The sequence below is a fragment of the Acidovorax sp. GW821-FHT10E03 genome, assembly GCF_059415205.1.
Genome location: NZ_JBWKMU010000007.1, coordinates 144357 through 164117, shown reverse-complemented (window position 1 = coordinate 164117; position 19761 = coordinate 144357). Strand labels below are relative to the sequence as shown.

Genomic DNA, 19761 nt, shown 5'->3' with positions numbered 1-19761 from the left:
AGGGCATTGCGATGGAGCAGGACTTCAGCTGATCAGGTTGACGGAATGGCCGCCGTGCTCATCAGCGATTTGCACCTGAAAGCGCAGCCCGCGCAGCAGCGGGTAGCAGTCGGACCTGGCGTCGGTAAGCAGCGAGCGCATGGCCTCCTCGGGATTCGACATGCGCAGGCGCCGGATCAGTTGCTCCAGGGCCGCCATGTCTGCCTTCAGATCGTTGTCGTGAAACCGACCGTGCTCGTCCATGTAGGAATCTACTTGGCGCACGGCACGCCCACTGTGCTCCCCAGCCGGAATATATAGAGTCCCGTCATGGAAGAGCCCTTCGTCGGTGAGCCTGGCTCGTACTTCGCCCATTTGCACGGAGATTTCATCGCAGAGGACGACTTGGGCGGATACCCCATTACCCTGCAGAAATGAGCATTGGCGCACGTTCTCGGCCTCGACAACGGCTTGCACCTGGTCCTCGCTCCAGTCGTGAACATAGGGGAGAACCCAATGCCCAGGATCCAGTCCGTCCGTGTCCAGGACGACATATCCTGCGGCGCGGACCAGCATCCACTTGGCGGCATTGTCCCCGTGGAGCCGCTGAAGCTGAACCACGTGCACACGGCCGCTTTCGATGTTCTGGCGGAGCAGCGGATGCTGCGGCAGCTCTAGGTATTCCGTGTGGGGAAGTTGGGTACATTGGGGGTATCCAGTCACCCGGTCACACAGCTGCCGAGGCAACAGGTCGATGTCATTGAGCAGGGACAGGTGCTGGTGGTGACGCATCACGGCGAAGAACTGCTCCAGAAACTGTGCGGTGGGCAATGCCAACTTGCGGCTCTTCAGTACATCGCTCCAGCAAGCGCGGACCTGGTCTCGGATCTTCTGCTCTTGAACGTCGGCGTCAATCAGCACATCGCGATCGGGCAGGCGTGCGAAGAACATCTTGGAGTCAAGATGAAGCACATTGGGCTCCTCACTCCACGATAGATAGTTCGGCAGGAACATCACGCGAAAGCCTTGCAGATACACCGACACAGAGACGGAAAAACGCCCATTGAGCGTTCCGACCAGATGCATTTCTCCAATCGGAGTTGCAGTGGAGTTCACCCGGTCAAGCGCCGCGCTACGGAGCATTGGCTTTCCGTTGAACTCCACGGCGACGGGAAACCCCCAGCACAATCCTTCGATGTTGGTTTCCAGATCCGAAAGATCGACGCCATCCAACTCGATCAGCGTTCCGGCGGTGGGGCCCAGATCAGTCGGCTTCACCGGAATCTCGTCTCGAGCCAGCGCCCCAGCTGTGTCGAATGCAATCTTCTTGCCTCGCGAGATGACGGTGCAGTGGGTTGCTGCATAGAGGCATCTCGAGAATCCTGCGCCGAAGGGATGTTCCTCGGCTTGCAGTGTTTCTCCCCAGCCAGACTCATTGATGGCCAGCAACTTGCCAAAGTCTTTGATACCGTGTCCGTTGTCGAGTATGCGTAGAGAGCAAGATGCAGGGTCGTGGCTTATTTCGATCAACGTAGCGCCGGCGCGGCGTGCGTTCTGCAGCAACTCGGTCACCAAGGTGAATCGATTGCTGAAGGCAAAGCGCTGATTGCGCAGCGTACCTTCTTCATTTATTCGGACTTGAACGGTGTCCATGACAGGCTCCTTTGCATCAGGCAGGCCCAAACCCTGAGCAGGCGCTGGCCCGCGATAGGGATTGATAGGATGAGAGGGTCAGTGCACGATCTGCACGGGTGGCGTATAGAGCAGCCCCGCCATTAGGGCTTCAACAACGCTATGCGATGCGAAGACATGGGGCGGTTGGTGCTGCGTATCGACTACCTCGCCAGTGGCGCTCAGGCGTTCGATGTCGATGATCACAGGGTGCCAATGCACCCGATAGGTCAGCTTTTCCGCGCCAACGATCACGAAGATTCGCCCGGCCTGGCCGGTAAGCACTTCGCTTTCCTTGACGAGATACTCGATTTCGGCGAGTCCGCTGACGCGAGTCATGTCCGTCAATATGGACTTCGAGACTTGGGATGAATTTGTCATCTGCATGAGTTTCTCCAGGAGGGATGAGGTGATTCCGCCGCACATGGATGCGATGGCGCCAACGGTGTTTCGGTGGCCGCTGGTACAGGGCCCTGGTATTCCGCCGGGGTTGCAGGCGCGAACGCCGGTGTCCCCGTTTGTCCTGTGCGCATGGACTCGTCGAGTCGAACGGCGTCTTCGTAGTCCATGTGGCCGGCGATCCCGTACAGCGCCAGGATGGCGAGCGGTATCAGGATGTTCTTGAGCGTTGTCATGAGGCCTCCATAGATGACAAGCGCGAGGCGCATGACCTCGCTGAAAAATGGATGCATGTGTGGTTGCGTCAAGAGAAGAGATCACCCAGCGTTGCCTGGCGTTTAATCTGCTCGTTGATCCACTGCGGGTTCTTGCTCAGCCGCTCGGACGCCCACTGGGGGTTGCGTACGATTGCCTCTCGCACCCAGGAGGGATAGCGGTCGAGCGTCTCGCGCAACCAGCGCAGGACATAGCCCATGAGAAGCCCACGGACGTCCTGCACATCCAGGCGACCGAAATAGGGGAAGGTCGATAGAGGACTGCATCCGGCGACGCGCACGCAATTAGCGAAGGAGAACGGTTCGCCGTCCTTGTCCGGGTCCGTGAAAACCCAGCGAAGGGTGTCGAACTTTTCTTCGAGCGGCGTTGCCGGGTCAGCGAGAGCCGTCAGTTCGTCCAGCAGCAAGCAATGCAGCCGTACGATGTCTTCTTCAGTCCATTCGACGGGGACAGCTTCATCACACTCCTCAAGCTGCTGCTGCAGCGATTGAGGGTTGGGCGCGATGTCTGCAATCCAGGGAAATTGCCTTGACGGGCGGATCGCGTGGCAAGCCCGAGCCGAAACAGGCTGAAGGTGGGGGTAAAGCATCGTTGCCTCCGAGTGGGACGGTGAGGCGTGACGCGACCGGGCGGGGCGTACGCCCCGCGGGGTGGAAGAAAGCCATGGCTGCGAAGCGTTGGCTGGAGATGAAAGGGCTGGCTTGAGGCGGACGATCCGCCAAACGGCATGCCAGTGGCCGCTGGGAAGAGTGCTTTCGGCACGAGAGCAGCAAGCTCCCGCCTCGAAAGCATGACTCGAAGCGGCACGCAGCTGCCGAGGGGAATGGCAGCGGATGGGGCCGCAGGTGCGGCACAACTCGACTCGAGGGCTTGCCTGTGGATACGCAGGGCCAGCTACTGCATGGTGCAACGATAGTTGCCGCGGCTTGGGTGGTCAATTACGTGGGTCACCGACTTCGCATATGACGGTGAATTCGGGCGGTTTTGGCAGGATATTCGGGTGGAATTGCAGTCTCCAGCCGGTGAACATCGACCTAAGTTCCACTCAGGAGATCTGCAATGGCATCCCACACAGCTGATATGAAGATCGTCAAGCTTGACGAAGGTGCGGTGAATGCGCGTCTTTTGGCCCGCGAGTCCAAGGTGGACTTCAGGCGGGTGGAGGCTGCGAGCATCAAGGTCATCGCGCGTTTGACGAGCGCGGAGGGAAAGCGTCTGTTCGTGCGGTTTTTTAGTACCCTGCAGCTCAATGCGCACTTCATTTCCGTGATCGCACGTACTCGGCTGGAATCATCAGATGTAGCCAAGGTCGAGGAGGCGATCAAGACGCGGATCGATGGCGTAGCTGCGCAGCTGAATCAAGCGATCGATGGGGCCGAAGCTCTTTTCAAAGCGAATGGCATTGCAAGCGCCGCGACTTATGACACGCAGCCACTGGAGATCGAGGTGGGCATCATCTCTTCGAGTGGGCGACGCTACCTTGAACTGATTTCCAAGCTCGACCAGTTGATGCCATTGCTCCAGACACTGGAAATCTATGAGGTCATCGATACACAAGTGTTGGATCAGCAGCGGGCCATGCTCAAGCGCCAGGTTCGAGATGTCGCCAATTCAGCCCGTAGCCTGGCGTCGGGGTTACGCCGGCGGATGAATGCGATGGCTGCGGCATCGGGTTCTGTGGTGTCGGATAGCGACGAAGCTGACATTGGCCTGGGAGGCGAAGGTGGGCTCGCTGCTTCTGATGCTCCGACAACTGTTGAAGTCGTAGTTGATGCTGCGGTAGTCGGGAGTCCAACCGGGGACGAGCAGGTATCTGTTTTTCCTGAACCCGGAGCTGCTGCCGAATCCGGTGTCGAGGAGGCTGCCGCATCTGTTCCGCAAGGCCAATAATCCAGATCGCGTTATGCGAGTTTTGCGGTTGGAGTTCCACTGAGTCGATGGCCATGGTCTTGATACGGTTCACAGCGTGCGATACCGTGAACCACATGCATTGCTCCTCATTCATGCTTCATGCGCGGAGGGGGCAATGCGTCCTAGTGCCTTCACTGGGCGTTGCGGACGTGACCCGCCCATGCCTGTCATAGCAAGCCGCTTGGATTGCGGCTGATGGCTTCACCCTCTATTCGCAGATGGTGGCACCAAAAACTAGCTGAGAGTCTTTGCCTGTTTACCATTGCCTGGGAAGCCGATGGTAGATGCTGTGTGCGCTTCCCTAGCGATCGTTTGAATAGGACCTACGACGATCGTGACCGAGGGGTCATGGAATTCGGCCTGCAAGGGGACCCGAACATGTCCACTGTAACCCACGCTCTTGAATTTGTATCGTCAGTACCTGCTTCGGACGCTCCACCTACCTTACCCGGAACGGGTTTTGTACGTGAGACCCGATTGCTTGCATTTTTGCCATTTTCGCATGCCACGTTGTGGAGACGCGTAGGTGCTGGAACGTTTCCGGCACCCATCAAAATCTCCCAGCGTATTACCGCCTGGAAGGTGGAGGATATACGCGCATGGATCGCGGAACAGGGACGAGCGACATGCCCTAGGGTGAATCGACATTCAAGAGATCAAAGATGAGAGGATACGGGCAGGAGGAATCAAGCCCGTATGACACGCCCGAGCCGCTACGAATTGACCGACGCCCAATGGCAACGCCTGGAGGAACTCCTGCCAGGCAAAGCGGGTGATCCGGGCAGAAGTGGCGTGGATAACCGCAACTTCGTCAACGGCGTGCTGTGGGTGCTGCGTTCGGGAGCCCGCTGGAGCGACCTGCCCGAGCGCTATGGCAAGTACAAGACGGTGCACAAGCGCTTCACCCGTTGGGCCGCAGCCGGAGTCTGGGAGCAAGTGTTTGCCATACTGGTCAAGGACCGGGGCAACGCATACCTGCTGATCGACAGCACCATCATTCGAGCGCATCAACAAGCCGCCACGGGCAAAGGGGGGCCAAGACTGCGGCTCTGGGGCGTTCCCGAGGTGGTTTGAGCACGAAGATCCACTTGGCCAGCGACGGGCAGGGCCGTCCCTTGAAGCTGATCCTCACGCCAGGACAGGTCAACGACATCACCCAGGCCCCCGAGCTGCTGCGAGGCTTTGGACCCACGCATGTCCTCGCAGACAAGGGCTACGACAGCCGTGCCTTGGTGGCTCAGATCGAAGCCTGTGGCGCACAGGCCGTCATTCCGCCGCGCAGTTGCCAACAAGCACGCCCCTTCGATGCCACGCTCTACCGCGCACGCAACGCCATCGAGCGATGCTTTGGACGGCTCAAGCAGTACCGGCGCATCGCCACGCGCTATGACCGCAAGGACGCCAACTTCATGGCCTTTCTCTGCTTGGCGGCTTCTCTGACTTGGGTGACGGAATGAATGCAGAGGCCGAGGTGTCGCGCTACGCCAGCGGCCCGACGGGTACCTTGCGCCTGGGGCTTCCCAACCTGTTCGGGCAGCACCACATCGCCCCATTGATCCCGGAGTTCATGGCGCGACACCCGGAGCTTCGCATCGAACTGTCGTTCAGCGATCGCTTGGTGGATCTGGTGGATTTGCAGATGGATGCAGCCGTCCGCATCGGCACGCTGGATGCGGTCGGGGACATGCGAGTGCGCAAGCTCGCGCCGAATCGCCGGCTGATCTGCGCCTCGCCCGGCTATCTCCAGCGTCACGCCGAACCGCGGGAGCCTGCCGATCTCGCCGATCATCGCATCTTGCATTTTTCGCCCCTTCTTGAAGGCAATACATGGCGCCTTCAGCGAGGCCGTCATGAGATCGAGGTTCCCATCGACCCCGTTCTCGCTGCGGACAACGTGGAGGCGCTTCGGCTGACGGCCTTGGCTGGCCAAGGCGTCGCGATTCTGGCGACGTTCGTCGCGGGGGCCGACCTCGCAGCGGGCCGGCTGATCCCCATCCTTCCCGAATGGCATCCGCCTGAAACCACCATTTCTCTCGTGTATCCCAATGCCCCGTTCACCCCGCAGAAAGTGCGTGCGCTGTCGACGTTCCTGGCGGAAAAGTTTGCTGGCGATCCGCCGTGGGAGCGTGTCGGCAAGACAGCGAGCAACTGAGTCTGAAAGCGACCATCCCCGACCAGCAGGGTGGCTATCTGCTGTTTCATGTACGCGCCTTGTTGTCAGATTCTGGACACAACGGATCCAGTGTCGTCCCCGATGTGGGCCATCAAGCCGGTCAGATTCGGGGCAACGTGCTCAGCCAGCACGTGGCGATCCGGGTAGTCGCCACCGTTCTGCGGGCGGAAGGCAATCGGGTCGTCTTCAAATAGCCGTACCACGCGGTCGCGCCAAGCGGCAGTGATTTGGGCCATGCCGTTGGCGTCGATACGGGCCGTCCCATACGCCGCGAAGGTCGGCAGCACTTGCATGCCCGGAAAGAACAAAGTGCCGTGTGTGATGGGAAAGAGCAATTGCTCCAGCGGCCCGTTGATGCCACGCGGCGAGTAATCTTTTTCCGGGCCGCCGACGGAGACTGCCAGCAATGCGCGCTTGCCCGCAAAGCCACCTTCGCCGTAGCGATAGGTGTTGCCAGCCCCTTGGTAGCCGTAGGCCAGGCCGAAGGCCCACACCCGATCGACCCAACCTTTCATGATCGCGGGCATGCTGAACCACCAGAGCGGGAACACCAGGATCACCGCATCCGCCGCCAGCAGCTTTCTTTGTTCTTCCTCGACGTCGGGCGTCTGGCAGTCGTTGGCGAACGCATGGCCCGACTCCTCGATGAAAGACAGTCGATCCTGATTGGCTCGCACGGGAAAATCCGCGCCGTCGAACACGGCCTTCCAGCCCATGCCATAGAGGTCGGATTCCATGACCTCATGGCCTTGGGCCTTCAGCACCTCGCAAGCGCTCTTGGCGAGATGCCGTGTCACGGATGTGCGCTCCGGGTGAGCGTGGACAAGAAGCACTTTCATGCTGGGGAAACTCCATCAAAAAATCAATGGAGGCACGATATGTTTTTCAGAGGTATATTGGAAATGAATTTCTAGAATTCCTGGTATATGGATGAATAATTCGTTGAGACGTATCGACCTCAATCTACTGGTCACGCTCGATGCCCTGCTGGTCGAGCACAATGTCACTCGCGCGGCAGAGCGTCTGCATTTGTCGCAGCCCACGGTGAGCGTGCAGCTCGCCCGGCTGCGGGAGGTTTTCGGCGATCCGTTGCTGCTGCCTGGCCCACGCGGCATGAGACCCACGACGCGCGCCGACGAGTTGCGCGAGCCACTGCGGCAGGCGCTCGCCTCGCTGGAGCAGGCCGTCGCGCCATCCAGCCCCTTCGATCCCACACAGGCCAGCCAGACTTGGCGCGTTGCAGCTGCGGACTACGCCGAATCAACAATCCTGTTGCCGGCACTGGCCGGGTTGCGATCGGCAGCGCCAGGCACACGACTGGCAATCCTTGGGCTTTCCCCGCCGACGCTGGCGCGCCAAACAGAGCAAGGCGACATTGACCTGGCTTTTCACATCAGCGAGGAAGCGCCTCCGGGTCTGCGCCGCAGGTCGATGTTCACAGAGCGCTATGTGCTGGCGGGCCGTGCTGGGCATCCCCGATTGAAACGCCGTCCGACATTGGCACAGTTCTGCAAGCTCGAACATGCGATGGTGTCGTCGGTCGGCGGCGGCTTTCACGGAGCGACGGACGTGGTATTGGCCGAACTGGGCATGGCGCGCAATGTTGCGTTGTCCGTGCCGCACTTCTTGTTTCTCGGAGCGGTATTGGCCAGTACCGATCTTGTGGCGATGGCGCCGTCGCGGCTGGTGCGCAGCAATCCGACTTTGCAGGTAGTTGATCCACCCATTGAAGTGCCGGGCTTCGAGATGCTCATGCTCTGGCATGAGCGCCTACACCGCGACTCAGCACATCAATGGCTGCGGGAGCACATTGCCAAGTCAGTATGAGCGGTTGCTGGGCGCACATAAAAAAGCCCTCAGTCTTGCGACCGAGGGCTACAACATCAAGAGGTGACCAGCTCTTCAGTGGATTCCGCCTGCTGACTACCTGCCTCGTCCTTCGTGAGGTCGAGGAGCGCCAGCAACTCACTTTGGCGCGCACGCAATGCGTTCAGCCGTAGTTCGTGCTCGAATGGCCTGGCGAGTTCGGCCTGGAGGTCTACTAGGCGTTTACGGTGAGCCTGCAGCCGCGTTTTGCTTTTTGCACACAGCTCTGTCACAGATGCCAAAGTTGCAAGCAGCTCTCCGATCAGCATGGGCGCCATCTGGTAGGGCGAGCACTGGTATAGAGCTTGTCCTTGCAAATAGAGCGTTGGAACCGAGTCCACGGAGGAGCCGAATATGCCAAGGTCGAATCCTCCGAGTTGACCGATCATGCGTCTTATTTGGTGCCCTCGTAGAGCACTCACTTCGGTCCTGGCGGCCAGCACCTCGGCACGCAGGACTTCACCAACTGCTTCGCTACCTGTAATGCGTCGCCCACCTATATGTACGGTAACGGCTCCACGCTCCTGTGGTTGGAGCCGCGCCAGGTCGGCCTCATGAGCCGCAGCGGTCTTCTCGACTGCCTCAATCGTGGCGGGCAGGCTTGCGACCTCCTGTTCGTTGGCGTAGCGCTGGCTGCGCCAGACCCAGTGCAGTGAGGAGAGCTTGACAAGCTCCGCGTCTACGCCAGCCTTCTCGATCACGAGCGGGTTGCCTGAGGCGAGGGCTTTCACCTCGGAGTAGGACAGGGTGGCCAGGGCCACATCCTCGACTGACCGCAGTGCCCGGTCCCCTCGCATGACCTGCGCGATGAAGCGTGCCTTGGTCTCCAGCGTTTGCCATAGGTAGCTGTCGAAGCTTCCTTCTGTGACGTAGCGGAAAATGTCAACCTCGTCGTTCAGATTGCCCTGCCGCAAGATTCGGCCATCGCGTTGCTCCACGTCGCAGGGGCGCCATGGCGCATCCAGGTCATGCTGAGCCACCAGCCTGTCCTGCACGTTGGTTCCAATGCCCATCTTCTGGGTAGAGCCGAGTTGGACTCGGACCTTGCCTTCCCGCACGCTCTTGAACAGCTTCGCTTTTTTGGCGTCGGTGTCGGCATCATGGATGAATGCGATCTCGTGCCCCGGAATGCCGGCGTCGATCAGTCTGGCGCGCAGATCGTCATAGACACTGAAGCTCCTGCCGCCCTTCGGGGATGAGAGGTCGCAGAACACCAGTTGGGTTCCTCGAAACTCCGCCGTCTGCTGCCAGATGGCATAGACCTCCCGTGCACATGCTGCGACCTTTCCATTCGCGTCGAAACGTGACGTGGGCGCGATCAGCCTAAAGTCCAATGCCGCCTTTCGGCCATCGTTGGTCACTGCCAGCATGTTGTCCTCGTCCGGCTTTACACGGCCGCTTCGGATCTGCTTGGCTCGCTCCACCAGGGTCTGTACAAACGCTTTCATCTGCTCGCTTGGTGGACAGGCCACTATGCGGGGTTTTCCGCCGCGCAACTTGGGCACGGGCAACTTCAGCATCTCGGCGGTCTGGATGTCTGCCACTTCGCCGAAGATCGACATCAGCTCAGGCACATTGATGAAGCGTGCAAAGCGCGTGTGCATGCGGTAGCCGCTCCCGTCGGGGGCGATCTCCAGGGCCGTGACGGCCTCTCCGAAGGTGGCTGCCCACGCGTCGAATTGCTGTAGGCCCAGTTCCTCAAGCCGCTTGGGCTGCAGATAGCGTTGCATCGTGTGGATCTCCGCCATCGTGTTGGCGACGGGAGTTGCGGTAGAGAGCACCACGCCGCGTTGGCGATTGCCGTGCAGTTGCATCGTGTATCGCGTCTTGATGTATAGATCGAAGGCGCGCTCCGAACTGGCCATGGGCAGGCCGGCCACTCGCATCTTGGAGAATCTGAACAGATTTTTGTGTAAGTGACTCTCGTCACAGAAGATCCAGTCGACGCCTAACTGTTCCCAGTTCAGCAGATCATCTGCTGTTGCCTTGGTTGACAATTTTTCCAGCCTGGCTGCCCAGTTCTTCTTGATCTTCTCCAACTGCTTGATGATGCGATTGGAGCGGTCTTCCGATTGCGCGGCACGTATGGCCAGTTCTATGTCATCAATGACCTCCTTGACGGACCCCTTGGTGTACTGAGGGGACATCTTGATGCGCTCGAAGCTCGCGTGGGTGATAACCACCGCATCCCAGTCGCCTGTAGCGATCCGCGAAATGAGTTCCCTGCGCCGGTCACCCTCCAAGTCTTCCTTGCTGGCCATCAGCACTGACGCCTGCGGATAGAGCCGGACGAACTCCGCCGTGTATTGTTGGAGAACGTGATTGGGGACCACGTGACAGGGCTTGGACGCGAAGCCCAACCGCCGCAACTCCATACTGGCGATGACGCAGACGGCTGTCTTGCCTGCGCCCACCGTGTGGAACAGTCCCGTGTTTCCGGACTGTACGATGCGCCACACGGCATTTGGCTGGTGGGGGTGCAGCTTGAAGCACTGGGAAAATCCCGGCAGCATCAGATGTGAGCCGTCAAAGGTACGCGGGCGCGTGGCGTTGAACAGTGCGTTGTACAACGTGCACAGGCGCTCACGGCGAGCCATGTCCTCGAAGGCCCACGTAGCAAACCGATCCTTCAGCAGCCCCAACTTTTCCCGGGCTGACAACGTTTCTTCGGGGTTGACCGTGTAGGAGTCTCCCTTCACTGCCTTGTCGCGCACGGTGGGCGTCTGCACATTGAGCGCGCACAACACAAGCTCGAGCGCGTGCATGCGCTTGGTGCCAAACACCTGGGTAGTGGTGACGCTTTGCTTGGCCGACCAGTTATCGTAACGAGCCGACCAAGCTCCAGCTGCGGGTGAGTAGGAGACTTCGCAGTCCTTGATCTCAAGCACCTCGCGCACGAAAGCCTCGACGTCGGCTGCAGGAATCCAGACTGCGCCCAACCGAACTTCGATTGATGCTGGAGGCAGATCCTCTGGCTGTACTTTCTCCAGCGCGTCCACATTGCGCTGATAGTCAGGGCCTGCCAGGCGAGCCTGGCGCAACTTCACCCGCACGTTGCCGGACAGATATTCGTCGGCGGTTTTCCAGCTACCCTCCACTGGGTCGAGGAAGATATGACCAGCGTCTGCGAGCACTGTCGTGGTGGAATCTTCCGGCGCGGACAGCAGTTGCGCAATATAAGGTAGATCCACAACGCCCCGCCATTGCATGGAGGCCGCGAGGGCTGCAGCCGGCTCCTCCGCTGAGGTTGGCGCTGATACCCGCCTGAGCGTGCGCTGGGTAAATAGCGCTGCCTTGCATGCGGAATCCGTTTCTTCGTCGTAGTGCTCCAGCGAAAGTAGCAGCGGGTAGTCCGGGTCACGCCGAAACGCCAGTGCATTCGCGCGTGTGGACAGGTAGCCGTATTTCGCGACATAGCGGTCGTAGGCGACGTTGAGCATGCTGCGCAAAGGCGGCAGCTTGTCGTCGGTTTCCTCTGCCAGTTGCGCGTCGAGCAGTGCGCGCGCATGGTCCCGGATTGCGCACATGCCTATGATCCGTGCTCGTTGGGTGGTGTTGAGCTGGTCATCAATGTCCACCATCGACTTACCTTCGACCCGATGCAGCCGACCTTGGCGCATCCGAAATGCTCCTGGCCGCGCACCTTGCTCGGCAGGGAGCAATGGATGCACCCTGAGAGAGACTCGTTCAGCAGCACGGTAGATGCTTTCCGGTAGCAAAGAGATCTTTTCGCGCAAGGTCTCTTCCAGGTCTCCATCGAAAACCGCGGTGGGAACCTCCTCGTAGCCATTGCTCTCCATGCGCAAGCGGCCGATCATCCACTCGGGGTGTTTGGCGTACCAGGCATTGATCTGCATGTAGGGCCTTCGATTGCTGGCATCGATCAGCTCTTCGGGGGCCTGAAGCCGCTCGGCCCATTCACCGTTGATGCTTTCCGAGCCCTCGCGTTTGCGCAGGATCAGGATGTCGGTCTGGACTCCCGTGTCTGCCATTTCAGCGAAAGCGCCTTGCGGCAGGCGGATGGCGCCGAGCAGGTGAGCCTGCGAAGCGATGTAGCGGCGTGCAGCTGGCTTGGCAGCTTCCAGCGTGTGGCTGCTGGTGATCAGGGCGATGAGGCCGCCGGGACGCAGGAGGTCCAGAGATCGCGCGATGAAGTAGTTGTGAATGCTGAAGGCCGCGTAAGGTCGATTTGTCGTGTCCGGTACCTTGTATGCACCGAACGGAACGTTGCCGATCACGAGGTCGAACCAGTCACTTGGAAACTCGCTCTTTTCAAAAGGAGCGATGTGCACGTTTGCTCCGCCAGGAGCGTACAAAGATTGCAGCATGCGGCCAGACAGTTGATCGATCTCAACTGCCGTAACTTGGCTGTGTGCAGCGAGCTCCTCAGGCATGGCTCCGATGAAGTGGCCAATGCCGGCAGCTGGCTCCAGTACCCGGCCTCCAGTGAAGCCCAGTCGTTGCACTGCGCTCCATAGGGCTTCGATTACATGCAACGGTGTGTAATGGCTGTTGTTCACGGAGGCGCGGGCCGACGTGTAATCGCCTTCCCGCAGCAACCCCTGAAGGTGGCGGGCTCGGTCAACCCAGGCGGGATCAGTGCCATCTAAGTTGAACGCGCCTGGCAAGCTTCCCCAGCCTGTGTATCGAGCCAGCACCAGTCGCTCGGCGGCGGTTGCGTGTCGATGCTCGGTCTCGATGCGGTCGAGGCATTCAATCGCTTTGACATTCGCCTCGAATTTGGTGACCGCTCCGCCAAGGCCTTCGAGGTCTGCGCGGCGAAGCCGTGGAGACCGTAGGCGTGGTGCAGCCGGAATTGCTGCGACTATGGATAAGCGTCGCGTTGGAGTTGGGGCTTCCGTGGCTCGTGTGACTACCTTTGCAGCAATCTGCGCCGAGGCCCACTCTACGGCCTGGAGCTGCCTTGACACAAGGTCTGTGGCGCTCCGCACAGGTGGGGTGTGCCCCGAATCGGGCTCGAAGCCTGGAAGCCATTGGGAGCATTGATCAATGCTGGCTTTTCTGGCCATCTGGAGTACTCCTGTTAAACAAAGGAGTACCCACAACCGTCATGAGGAGTGGAACTCCTCGATGAGGTTGAAAGTGCAGGCCGGCTATGTGCCGGCCCACGAATGGAGATCACGGCCATCCATCGGATGAAAGGACGCGATCTCTGTGACGTTCGTGTAGTGAGCGGTGCTCACTGTGGGGCAGTGCGGGTAACGACCGCTACGCCGATCAAGGTCGGTACGTCCGTCAGGACGAGCGTTAGGTCACGATGACCTGCAAGCCGTTGCAGTGTCCCCGCAGTTGATCGAAATGGGGTGGGCGTATTCGAAGGCGCCACGTTCAAACCTGCAGCATTGCCGAGTCTTTGGAGTGCCAATGCCACCGATGTCCCGGTTGGCTAGGAGTTTCCATGTCGATGCTGTCGTGCTGAGTTGTATGTCGATTTCGGGCTTTTTCAGGCGGTTCTTTTGCTGTCTTGGAGGGCCGAGCAGGGAGAGCATCAGACAACGATTAATTCATCTGCACTACGTTTGACCATGCACAGTGAATCAACCCGTTTGTCCATTGCCATGCTGAGAGAGGTGTTGGCCGGAGGAACCTACGACGCGGTGGCTGCCGCCCATGGCCTAACCCGTACGGCGGTAGAACATCGCGTCAAATCCATGGCCAAGACACTACAGCGCAAAGTCGGTATCGAAGGGCTTAAGCTCGAAGCCACTGGCTATGTGACCAAGCTGCGTGAAGCAGTAGAGGGTGTTGAGGCGGCACTCGCACGGTTTGAAGCCGGGGATGTCAAACCCGATGATCCGCCGAAAATCCTGACGGATAAAGAAGTGAGCGTCATGATTCATCGCGCGGGTTTGCACAGCCCCACGCCGCTGCGCGATAGGGCCTTGATTCACATCGTGCTGGCAACCGCTGCGCGTCCGCTCGAAGTCGCTCGGCTGGAGATTGCCGACTATCTTTACCCTGATGGGATGGTTCGCTCTCAATCGGAGATGCGTGCAGCGGCTTCTGTCAATAGGCGGGAGAGGCCACTTTTCTTTCAGAATTCAGCTGCAGTCAAAGCTATTGATGCGTACTTGGGAACACGGCGGGCATCGAAGGGCCAGGGCGGTGGTGTTGACGCGCCGTATCGAGGCTTCGACCCGAATGATCGCCTGTTTCTCAACGAGGACGGGGAGCCTTATTGGATTGACGCTGATCGACAGATGGGGCGCAGGCGTAATTTGTGCCGTCAGATATTGGATACCTATCGCAAGATTTTCGATCGTGTCGATATTCATGGCTTATCGGCCAGAGTGTTACGTCATAACGTCGCGGTTCGTCTCCATGCGCGTGGCGCGACTGAGGAGCAGATTGGATTAATTCTGGGAATCGCGGAAAGGCATAAGGTGAGGTCTATGCTTCCGAAGCGTCCGGAGATGCTTCAATTGATGACCGATCTATATTCTCACGAGGATCTGGTAGGTACTAATGACGGATTTTTAGGTGGGCTCATAATTCAGGGCCTGGATGGGCGCGAGTTGGCAACTTGAAACGCCTTGGTATCGATTATTTGCATCATGGAGTTTTTAAAAGAGACAGCGAAGGTCTGCAAATTTCTGCTTCGTATGCCATCTGGATACCTGGAGAGTCTGTCATCAGGTTGTTAAGTGCGTGCGATTGGATCCGCCTTGCCTCCAGTCGCTATGTGGCCGTGGCTATTGGCAATGCGGCAGACCGCTCGAGGACGCAGATGCCCACGGCGCAATGATTCGTGCAGAGCATCCCTAAGTAATGGCTACTCCAGATGTCCACATTGGAAGGCGTGGTAGGGTGATCTAAGCTCTCATCTTCTTGTCCTTAAGCACGAAATCCAGAGTTTGCAACCTGTCCAAAAGTCCAGTGTTGCTTTAGCGAAAGCCCTAGTGAAATGTCAATAAATTTCACTAAACACTGAATCCATGCAAATCGGTGCATATAGATGGTTGACTTGGGCGAACGGTGGAATTGCTGGAGGCTGCAGACACCTCCTGCGGCCGCATTATCGAAGTGCTGAACTGGCTTTTTCGCTCCGCGATGGCATGACAGCAGATCAGTTTGCTTATGTGTAGTGCGAACGGCTGAATGAAGGGGCTGTGAATCGATACAGCCTTCGTATTGCCAGCCAGTAGCCATATCTCAACACGGAGGTATCACTGTCGGCTGATGGACAAGGTTGCGATTCTTTATGTCTGGATGATCGGGAGACTATCGAATTTTGCAGCGCTAGATCTTGAGACGGTCTAGGTTGGTGGATTTATGTGACCAATATTTTCTACGTCGAGGTGGACGTGTCGACAGGAAGTGCTCAAGACGGAAGTTCCAGGTGTTGTGCGGGGTTACCGCTATGCATTGCCCTTCATCGAGCAAAAGCAGTAAAAAGCAGGTCTTTAGGACTGTTGCTTGGTATTGCAGTTGGTCACCGCTCGGTTCTATTACTTGGCTTGTAGGTGTGAGATGCCGTTGCAGAACAACGATTGACGACCCGCATCCATATGCCGGTTCGATGGGGAGAACGTTTCGTGGTACCCGCTGATACGCCCAAGCAAGCATTGCTTGAGGTCTTTATGACACGACGCAGTGAGCTTAAGGTCGTGGCTGCCAAGATTGTCGGGCGCTACGGTCTGGTTGACGATGTCGTGCAGGATGCTTATCTGAAGCTGGCTGAAGGGGTGTGGGCCGGGGAGATCAGGGATCCCTTTGCCTACTGCTGTCAGGTTGTGAGGCATCTGGCATTCGACTATTGCAGGCGCAGGGTGGTGGAGTCCACTCACATCGTTAGTAGTCCCAATGGCCAGCTCCCGGAGGTCAGGAGCGATGCTGCGATAGAGTCTAGAATTGATCACCGCAGGCTGATTGCGCAGATTGCGAACGTGCTTGAGAGGTTGCCGCCCCGTACTCGCCGAGCCTTTGAGCTCTATCGCCTGGAAGGGCGAAGCCAGCGGGAGATCGCCAGCCAGCTTGGCGTTTCGGCCACTCTTGTGAACTTCATGCTCAAGGACGCGACTAGGGCATTGTCCGCTTGCAAAGATGCGCTGGACAATTGAGCCCGACGGTGTACGTGCGGTTACGGTGAGCATGTCAGGCTTAGCGATGATCAGAATGAGGCAACGCGGTGGTTCATATCGTAGCGATATGGATATAGTTCAGACCTGCTGCTGTTGATAGATGGCGGTCGGAGGAATAACGTGCCATCGATGACATTCAAACCTTTGCCCAGTTGCGATCCTTGCAGGGATGCTGCTTGGTGCTGGATTCAACGACAACATGAAATCGGCTTTGAGGACGAGGCGTTTAACGCCGAGTTGAACGCGTGGTTGCAGGCGGATCCAGCCAATCGGGCTGCATATGACCAAGCGGCCAGAATCTGGCTGCTGACCGGTTTCATACCAGCTTTGGAACAGACTTCGGAGGAGAGGGCGAGGGCCAACGAATCAGGCAGCACGCCGCGGTAGGTTGTTAGATTCAAATGTTCCCTAGCCATCTGCCAGGATTGCGCGGCTGCCGGTGTGAGCTACCATAGGCGGCGTCGCCGCTGTGTGGAGGCAGGTAGCACGCCCAGCGGGCTCACCGTAGGCAATGTCAAGGATGTGTCGCTCCTGGGGACGCCAAAGCGTCGGCGCGCCTCGCGCTCCAGCTCGTGAGCGTACCCACGTGCGTCAATCTCCCCACGCAGAGCTCGTTGCCTCCACGCCGTAGCCTTGGCAACCAACTCATCGTCAGGCAGTGCTTGAATATCCATGGCAGAGCTATTGTGGGCGGTCAGCGCTCGGTCGTGAGAACCCGAGAGTCCGGTTCTGGACGCAACCGAGCTGGTCACTCCATGTGCTTTGTATCATTCTGATGTGCTGGAGGCATTCAAGCTTCACGCCACGTGCTTTTTCGCGATCCGCTCCAGTAGCAGCGGTATTTCGTCATCGCCAAAGTCCGATCCTTTCGCGATCAACTGGTCTAGTAGCCATGATGACATGTCTAAAGCTTCTATGGAGACCACTCGCGACAGAGCTTCAAGATAGTCCAGTCCTACCAGCAATTCTGCTCGTTGTTGCGAATCAATATCGCCAATTTTGACAATCTGGGTCAAGGTGCCTTCCGCACACGCGAGGGCGCGATTAACTTCCGGATCCTCGATCTCCAATTCATCAAGAGATACGGCCTTGGCTGTTACAAACAACAATCGGCCTACCACTCCAGCTATGTCAGTGACATCGTTGCTGGCCGCGCAAAGCCCGTCGGCAGTGACGAAAAGCCCCTCAAAATGCTTGCGGAAGACAGCGTGTCTTACGGCATTGATGACCGAGGAGCCTTTCCTACGCACCGGCCGCTGTTTCTTCTTCTCCTCTTTCACGAGGGCTCGCCTTTGAGACCGGCTCAATTGCGGTGCTTCCGCTTCCATCCAAGAACCTCCGAACTACCTGTATACCTTTTCGGCAACAAAAATCACACAGCGAGGGGCTGAGTTTTCATTGCCTGTGTAAGAAAGTGGAATGGTCGCCTCTCTGCGAAGGGCTGTCGCCATGGATGAAGTGAGGGCGTCGCAGTGAGGGGGCACCTCAAGCTCCCACGGCTTCTTGTGTCCAAAGAGAGAGCATAGACATTCTCAGGGTCAACGGCGAACCTCCCATGAAGCATAGCGTATCCGGTGTGGATGTGGCCAAGCGTGTTTTTCAATTGTGCACGATAGACCTGGAGATGGGCGGGATTCTCGGCCAGCTGGTCAAGGGCAGCGCATTTCTGGAGCAGTTTGCTAATTGGGCGCACTGCTTGGTTAGGATGGAGGCACGTTTTGGTACGCAACGTTGGGCGCACGAACTGATCCAGCTAGGTCCTATCTGTGCGCAGGTCTGCGAAGCGGGCTTCGGTGCTCTGCCGCACGTCTACCAAAGTTTCGCTCGCTTGCTGTGGTGCTTCGCAGCACAATGCGCGCGCGGCGGCTGTCTGCACTCCGTGGTGTCACCCAGCCCAAACCATCATGGACCATGCTGTCAACCGTTGATGCGCATCGTATGCTCCCTCGCGACGAGGCACGATGGATCATTCTCGTCATCGAATTCAGGGTATTTTTGTGCCATTTTCGAGTGGTGAGCTCAGGGCCGTCTGACCATCATGGGCTTTTGGGAACTCGTCATGGACAGTCAAACTTTCTCCCTGTGCGGTGCGTCGTTCGATGCACTGGATCCCCGGCTGCAGGAGGCGCTCGCGCGCGCACATGGTAGTTCTGAACGTCCACGCTGCCTATGCGTTCCTGATGGTGTCGAGATGTATGTGGCGCGTCACCGCCAATACGTCGTGAAGCGCATGCCTGGCACGGGAGTACAGCATCACCCTCAATGTCCCTCCTATGAACTGGATGCTCAACAGTCAGGGCTGGGTGAGTTGATGGGAGAGGCGGTCATTGAAACAGATCTGGGTAGCATAGAACTCCGCGTTGATTTTCCATGGGAGCGGGTGCTGAGGCGGGCCGGTGTCAGAGGGGAACCGAGGGAACCCCGCGAGGTGTGCGTGCCGCGCCGGCGGATGAGCTTGCATGCGTTGACGCACTACCTTTTTGAGAGAGGCGGATTCAATCGATGGACGCCTGCCATGACAGGCAAGCGTGGCCAAGGCGTTTTATGCAGGTATCTGCTCGAGGCGGCTTCGGAAATGGTAGTCAAGGGCGAGCCCTTGTCCCACCGTATCTATGTCCCAGAACCGTTCAGCGAAGCCGCGAAGGCAGCTAACGCGCAACGCCGCCGGGATAAGCTCGCGATACTGCGTCCGTCGGATGGCAGATCACCCTTGGCAATCGTGCTGGGCGAGTTCAAAACTTGCGAGGCCACTGCCACTGGGCGCCGGGTGTGGATAAAGCATATGCCTGACGCGCCGTTGCTGATTGCAACCAAAACTTGGGAGCGAGTGTGCCGAGTCTATGCGCCGTACTTCGAGTTGCAGGAGGCAGATGCAGCTTATCGGCCCCGATTGGTGATGACGGCTCTGATCCGGGCCAAGCACGAGCATGTATATGAGGTGGATGCACTCAGCATGATGCTGACCACTGAGCACTGGATTCCGGTTGAGGGCACCCACGAGATTGGATTGATCCATGCGTTGGTAGAGCAGGGGCGGCGTTTCATCAAGCCCTTGCGCTATGACGCAAATCGAGCGGCTGTCTTTCCTAATGTGCTGTTGACCGATGCAGGGGCCGATCCGGTGCCATTGCATGTGGTGAGTGCATTTGCGGATGAAAGTGAGAAGGCGGCCAAGCTCAAGGAGATTGAACAGGAATTGCAGCCGGTATGGGCCTGGTGGACGGAGCAGCCCATGCCGAAACTTCCGAGTCTCTTGATGATGGGGGCGGGGGATTCATGCAGGAAGGTTGGGGCACCGCGAGGCCAGTAGTGCTGATCGGCAGCGTATTCTGATTGAACTGCCTCCTTGTGCCGGCCATCACTGACCAGTCCGCTGGTGGTGAC

At 58.4% G+C, this 19761-nt stretch carries 16 protein-coding genes; 9 read left to right on the top strand and 7 right to left on the bottom strand.

Going from position 1 to position 19761, the window contains the following annotated elements; translation table 11 throughout:
• Positions 1–24 precede the first annotated feature (24 nt).
• The 4 genes from AC07OD_RS14150 to AC07OD_RS14135 form a co-directional block, all read right to left on the bottom strand.
• Positions 25–1632: an ATP-binding protein gene (locus AC07OD_RS14150; protein WP_494597251.1), complete on the bottom strand. Its 1608-nt coding sequence runs from the start codon at positions 1630–1632 to the stop codon at positions 25–27.
• A gap of 78 nt (positions 1633–1710) precedes the next feature.
• The gene (locus AC07OD_RS14145; protein ID WP_494597250.1) at positions 1711–2037 is read right to left on the bottom strand and encodes a hypothetical protein; all 327 of its coding nucleotides are present in this window, start codon (positions 2035–2037) and stop codon (positions 1711–1713) included.
• Positions 2028–2342 (bottom strand): hypothetical protein, encoded by a 315-nt coding sequence (locus AC07OD_RS14140; RefSeq protein WP_494597249.1) that lies wholly within the window; start codon positions 2340–2342, stop codon positions 2028–2030. Before AC07OD_RS14140 ends, AC07OD_RS14145 begins: the two co-directional genes overlap by 10 nt.
• 11 nt (positions 2343–2353) lie before the next feature.
• Positions 2354–2914, bottom strand: coding sequence for a hypothetical protein (locus AC07OD_RS14135; protein ID WP_494597248.1), 561 nt, complete (start codon positions 2912–2914; stop codon positions 2354–2356).
• A 470-nt stretch (positions 2915–3384) separates the two neighbouring features.
• On the opposite strand from AC07OD_RS14135, the gene AC07OD_RS14130 reads away from it, so the two are divergent.
• The 4 genes from AC07OD_RS14130 (at position 3385) to AC07OD_RS14115 (ending at position 6388) form a co-directional block, all read left to right on the top strand.
• Positions 3385–4215 carry a DUF1845 domain-containing protein gene (locus AC07OD_RS14130; RefSeq protein WP_494597247.1) on the top strand — a complete coding sequence of 277 codons (831 nt, stop codon included), beginning with the start codon at positions 3385–3387 and terminating at the stop codon, positions 4213–4215.
• A 216-nt stretch (positions 4216–4431) separates the two neighbouring features.
• Entirely contained in the window at positions 4432–4902 is a 471-nt protein-coding gene (locus AC07OD_RS14125) for a helix-turn-helix transcriptional regulator (protein ID WP_494597246.1), read from the top strand.
• A gap of 30 nt (positions 4903–4932) precedes the next feature.
• Positions 4933–5693 (top strand): IS5 family transposase gene (locus AC07OD_RS14120; RefSeq protein ID WP_494597245.1). Its coding sequence is split into 2 segments (ribosomal slippage): positions 4933–5278 and positions 5278–5693, totalling 762 coding nucleotides; the frame shifts between segments, so codons are not numbered across the junction.
• Positions 5690–6388: a substrate binding domain-containing protein gene (locus AC07OD_RS14115; RefSeq protein ID WP_494597244.1), complete on the top strand. Its 699-nt coding sequence runs from the start codon at positions 5690–5692 to the stop codon at positions 6386–6388. Before AC07OD_RS14120 ends, AC07OD_RS14115 begins: the two co-directional genes overlap by 4 nt.
• A 65-nt stretch (positions 6389–6453) precedes the next feature.
• On the opposite strand, the gene AC07OD_RS14110 is transcribed toward AC07OD_RS14115, so the two are convergent.
• Positions 6454–7248: an NAD(P)H-dependent oxidoreductase gene (locus AC07OD_RS14110; RefSeq protein WP_494597243.1), complete on the bottom strand. Its 795-nt coding sequence runs from the start codon at positions 7246–7248 to the stop codon at positions 6454–6456.
• A 91-nt stretch (positions 7249–7339) separates the two neighbouring features.
• On the opposite strand from AC07OD_RS14110, the gene AC07OD_RS14105 reads away from it, so the two are divergent.
• Positions 7340–8236 (top strand): LysR family transcriptional regulator, encoded by an 897-nt coding sequence (locus AC07OD_RS14105; protein WP_494597242.1) that lies wholly within the window; start codon positions 7340–7342, stop codon positions 8234–8236.
• 56 nt (positions 8237–8292) lie between these two features.
• On the opposite strand, the gene AC07OD_RS14100 is transcribed toward AC07OD_RS14105, so the two are convergent.
• Positions 8293–12795: a helicase-like domain-containing protein gene (locus tag AC07OD_RS14100; protein WP_494597241.1), complete on the bottom strand. Its 4503-nt coding sequence runs from the start codon at positions 12793–12795 to the stop codon at positions 8293–8295.
• A gap of 1026 nt (positions 12796–13821) precedes the next feature.
• Here AC07OD_RS14100 and AC07OD_RS14095 point away from each other — a divergent pair.
• Complete coding sequence (locus AC07OD_RS14095; protein WP_494597240.1) at positions 13822–14823, top strand: tyrosine-type recombinase/integrase; 1002 nt, start codon at positions 13822–13824, stop codon at positions 14821–14823.
• 963 nt (positions 14824–15786) lie between these two features.
• Positions 15787–16356 (top strand): sigma-70 family RNA polymerase sigma factor, encoded by a 570-nt coding sequence (locus AC07OD_RS14090; RefSeq protein WP_494597239.1) that lies wholly within the window; start codon positions 15787–15789, stop codon positions 16354–16356.
• Between the two features lie 818 nt (positions 16357–17174).
• On the opposite strand, the gene AC07OD_RS14085 is transcribed toward AC07OD_RS14090, so the two are convergent.
• Entirely contained in the window at positions 17175–17657 is a 483-nt protein-coding gene (locus AC07OD_RS14085; RefSeq protein WP_494597238.1) for a hypothetical protein, read from the bottom strand.
• Positions 17658–17932: 275 nt separating this feature from the next.
• Between AC07OD_RS14085 and AC07OD_RS14080 the strand changes: the two genes are divergently transcribed.
• Together AC07OD_RS14080 and AC07OD_RS14075 are read left to right on the top strand one after the other, a co-directional pair.
• On the top strand, positions 17933–18394 hold the full coding sequence (locus tag AC07OD_RS14080) for a hypothetical protein (RefSeq protein ID WP_494597237.1): 462 nt from the start codon (positions 17933–17935) through the stop codon (positions 18392–18394).
• 42 nt (positions 18395–18436) lie between these two features.
• Entirely contained in the window at positions 18437–19687 is a 1251-nt protein-coding gene (locus AC07OD_RS14075; protein ID WP_494597236.1) for a DUF1173 family protein, read from the top strand.
• Positions 19688–19761: the final 74 nt, after the last annotated feature.

Bases quoted from the DNA above. Each gene is read 5' to 3' on its own strand.
- AC07OD_RS14095 (WP_494597240.1), top strand. From the start codon at position 13,822: ATGCACAGTGAATCAACCCGTTTGTCCATTGCCATGCTGAGAGAGGTG.
- AC07OD_RS14135 (WP_494597248.1), bottom strand. From the start codon at position 2,914: ATGCTTTACCCCCACCTTCAGCCTGTTTCGGCTCGGGCTTGCCACGCG.
- AC07OD_RS14150 (WP_494597251.1), bottom strand. From the start codon at position 1,632: ATGGACACCGTTCAAGTCCGAATAAATGAAGAAGGTACGCTGCGCAAT.
- AC07OD_RS14125 (WP_494597246.1), top strand. From the start codon at position 4,432: ATGGCTTCACCCTCTATTCGCAGATGGTGGCACCAAAAACTAGCTGAG.
- AC07OD_RS14130 (WP_494597247.1), top strand. From the start codon at position 3,385: ATGGCATCCCACACAGCTGATATGAAGATCGTCAAGCTTGACGAAGGT.
- AC07OD_RS14075 (WP_494597236.1), top strand. From the start codon at position 18,437: ATGGACAGTCAAACTTTCTCCCTGTGCGGTGCGTCGTTCGATGCACTG.
- AC07OD_RS14105 (WP_494597242.1), top strand. From the start codon at position 7,340: ATGAATAATTCGTTGAGACGTATCGACCTCAATCTACTGGTCACGCTC.
- AC07OD_RS14145 (WP_494597250.1), bottom strand. From the start codon at position 2,037: ATGCAGATGACAAATTCATCCCAAGTCTCGAAGTCCATATTGACGGAC.
- AC07OD_RS14110 (WP_494597243.1), bottom strand. From the start codon at position 7,248: ATGAAAGTGCTTCTTGTCCACGCTCACCCGGAGCGCACATCCGTGACA.
- AC07OD_RS14080 (WP_494597237.1), top strand. From the start codon at position 17,933: ATGAAGCATAGCGTATCCGGTGTGGATGTGGCCAAGCGTGTTTTTCAA.
- AC07OD_RS14115 (WP_494597244.1), top strand. From the start codon at position 5,690: ATGAATGCAGAGGCCGAGGTGTCGCGCTACGCCAGCGGCCCGACGGGT.
- AC07OD_RS14140 (WP_494597249.1), bottom strand. From the start codon at position 2,342: ATGCATCCATTTTTCAGCGAGGTCATGCGCCTCGCGCTTGTCATCTAT.